The 2,914-nt window shown below is 68.9% G+C and carries 4 protein-coding genes; all 4 read right to left on the bottom strand.

Translation table 11 applies throughout. The features are described from left to right. Positions 1–194: 194 nt before the first annotated feature. Positions 195–833: a hypothetical protein gene (locus tag K228_RS0124375; RefSeq protein WP_025620710.1), complete on the bottom strand. Its 639-nt coding sequence runs from the start codon at positions 831–833 to the stop codon at positions 195–197. A 214-nt stretch (positions 834–1,047) separates the two neighbouring features. After that, entirely contained in the window at positions 1,048–1,425 is a 378-nt protein-coding gene (locus tag K228_RS0124370; protein WP_025620709.1) for a hypothetical protein, read from the bottom strand. Beyond that, entirely contained in the window at positions 1,422–1,847 is a 426-nt protein-coding gene (locus K228_RS0124365; RefSeq protein WP_025620708.1) for a hypothetical protein, read from the bottom strand. The genes K228_RS0124370 and K228_RS0124365 overlap by 4 nt, the downstream gene beginning before the upstream one ends. 20 nt (positions 1,848–1,867) lie before the next feature. After that, positions 1,868–2,197, bottom strand: a complete 330-nt coding sequence (locus K228_RS30320) for a hypothetical protein (RefSeq protein ID WP_342667143.1) — start codon at positions 2,195–2,197, stop codon at positions 1,868–1,870. Between the last annotated feature and the right edge of the window lie 717 nt (positions 2,198–2,914).

Raw genomic sequence — 2,914 nt, 5'->3', positions numbered from 1 at the left:
CCGTGGTCGGGTGGTGTTCGCCGTTCGCGCTCGCGAGACTTCCGAGGCACGCGCTCCCTCGGGAAGCAGACACACGCATGATGGCGATGCTCGGTCCTTGAGCGGCAGGCAGGGACAGCGGGCCCAGCCGATTTCACACGTGAGGCGTGGCCGGACGGGGGGCCGGCACGCCTCACGTGCTTGACCAGAGGAGTCTAGTCGCCCTCTGCCGCGGCGAGTAGCCGTTGAGCGGTGCGTTGTGGGATACCGAGGCGTTGGGCCAGCTCGATTCCGAGGCCGCGCCGGTCCCGCCCCTCGGCGCGGGCCTGCGCGAGGAGGGCTGCGGCGGCCTGCAGGCGTGGGTCATCAGCGTATGGGTGTGGTTTGTAGGGGCCGGTGGTGCCGGGGGTTCGACCGGTGGATTGCCGGCCGGTGCGTGCGTCGGCGTGTGCCCATACGGTGCGTCGGTACCAGTACCGGCGGATCCGTCCGCTGGGTAGTGCCTCGGTGTCGTCTGGGTTGTCGATCAGCTCGTGCGGCAGGTTGCGGTAGGAGGAGTAGCCGAGGATTTCGGCGGCGCCACTGGAGGTGACGAGCTCGGTCGGGCTGCCGCTGCGGTCAACCTTGGTGAGCACGGCCCTCTTGTTGATCAGGTGCGCGGCGTGGAACACCTCGATGTCATCGCGCCAGAACCACTCCTGACCATCATCAACGAACGCGTTCGGGAAGCCGAATCGGTCGCGGTGCAGGTGCCAGTGGTTGACCGTGGAGCGTGCGGCGCCGGTGTGCGCCGCGACGCCGGCGCGGTCGAGTGCGATCCGTCCGCCGATGCTTCGTTGCGCCACGGTCGTCATCCTCTCAACCTCACCGATACCGGGATCCGCCGCCCGGTGCCTGCCGGTCGCGGTGGCGACGGGCAAGGCATGGTTGTTAGCGGCTCTCGTAGGATGCTCGACACGTCCGCCCCGGGTGAAGACGGTTGTTGTGGTCCGTGGCCCACCCGGGCATGGGCGAGGTGGCCGGCGGGGTTCCACGCACCCTTGGGTGTGCCCGCCGGCCACCGACCATTTAGTTGATCTTCGGGCGGAGTATCTGCCAGGCGACATGCGCCATCTGGCCGATGTTCAGGGCGAGGAACTTGGTCCGTGTCGAGGGCCGTTTGAGCGCGTCGTACACGGCCAGGATCGCGGCGGCGGTGGTTCCGTCAATGATCACCCCGTCGATTTTGCGCATATGTCCTCGCGCGGCCTCCCGAAGCATCTCGATCAGTCGAGGGTCGCCTGCGGTGGCGTCGTTGGGTAGCTGATCGATCCACACGAGGTCCGGGCAGTCCGGGCAATCGATGTGCACCGGATCCTCGCTGACCCGGGTCACTGGGCCGTCGTCGGCACCGCAGACCGGGCCGGGGTGTCCACTGGCTTTGGCGTGCGTGTAGCCGAATGTCATGACTGCTGCTCGCTGGCAGTCGGGGTGCTGGGTTCCGTGGCCGGGTTGGTGATTGGGTCGATCAGGTGGGTCGGGCCGAGGGTAACGCCGAGGTGGACGCGGGCAGCTTCGAGCAGTACGACGGTGTGGTAGTAGAGCACTACGCTAAGTTGATCGTCGTGGTCGTACGCGATGCGGCACGCCGTGACGAGCGGCTGGCAAGCGGCGGTGAGCGCGTTGACGAGGGCGTCGTGGTCGTCGTCGCGGCGGCACCGTGTGATCTCGGTGGCGTAGTAGCGGCGTTGCTCTCCGGAGGGGAACCGGAGTCGGTACCGGTTGCCGTGCGGTCCATCGGGTTGGGGCTCGACGGCGGTGATCGTGCCGAGGCGGTACTCGATGGGGCTGACGGGGTGGAGTACCCGGGCGGTGTCGTGTAGGTCCATCGTGGTCTCCATGATCGTGGTCAGTGGGTGGGGTGGTCGGTTTCGCCGCCGCCGTTGATCTCGAAGGCGATGCGTTGGTCGCTGGTTTCGCTGGTGTCGGCGTGCAGGTACAGGTCGCCGGTACGGCGTTTGACGCCGATGGAGACGCCGTGCAGGTCGAGCACCACGTAGGCGCTGCGGTCCCCGGCCTGGTGGTCTCGTGGGTAGATGCGTAGGTTCAGGTGGTTGACCGCCTCGATCAGAGCTGGCTCGATCGGCCCGGCGGCGTGCAGTGCGGCGCTGAGACGGCGGCCGTCCAGGAAGACCTGTGATGCCTCGACGTCACCCTCGTGTGGCGGATGTCCGTTCATGTCCGCGTTGCGCTCGGGCGTATCGGTTGCCGGCACGGTCGCAGGGTTGGAGGGGAAGGCGCCGAGGATGGTGGACAGAGTGCCGCCGAGATGTTGGTCGGTGATCGCGGCGCAGGCGATCAGCGCGGTTCCGGCGGCGGTGGCCTGCGCCGCGCTGTAGCGCACGCGAACGGCGCGGGAGCCGTCGTCGGTGATGGCGCGAACCTCGACCTTCCCGTTATGCCAGGTGCAGACGGGTAGGTCCGCGTCCGGGGTGGCGCGTACGGGCCGTTCGAGGGCGTGGCGCAGGTCAGCGCGCAGCGTAGCGCGGGCGCGATCGACGGCGTCGTCAGCGTGTTGGGCGTCGGTGAGGGCAACGGCTTGTTCGGTGAGGCCCTCGACGGTCAGTGCGGTCCTGCGTTGGCGGTCGGCGTGTACGGCTGCGTGGGCGTAGGCGGTGGCGAGGGCGAGCAGGCGCTCAACAGTGGTCACAGGGGATCTCCGGATGAAAGGGGGATGGTGTAGGCCGGTGCCGGGCGGCGCGGGCGTGGTGCCGCGCCGCCCGGAGGGGGTACCTACTGGGGCGCGGGCGCGCGGCCTTTTGCGGGGGCGTCCTCATTGGCTGGGGTGGTGGGGGTGTGGGTGGTGGCTACGGGGGGCTGGGTGGGTAGTGGGGGCAGGACGCGGTGGAGCATCGTGCCGGTGCGGTCGAGGCTGGCAGCGGCGTGTGCGGTCAGG

The organism is Salinispora cortesiana (assembly GCF_000484695.1).
GTDB classification, from domain to species: domain Bacteria; phylum Actinomycetota; class Actinomycetes; order Mycobacteriales; family Micromonosporaceae; genus Micromonospora; species Micromonospora cortesiana.
This window is presented reverse-complemented; position numbering and strand designations above follow the sequence as displayed.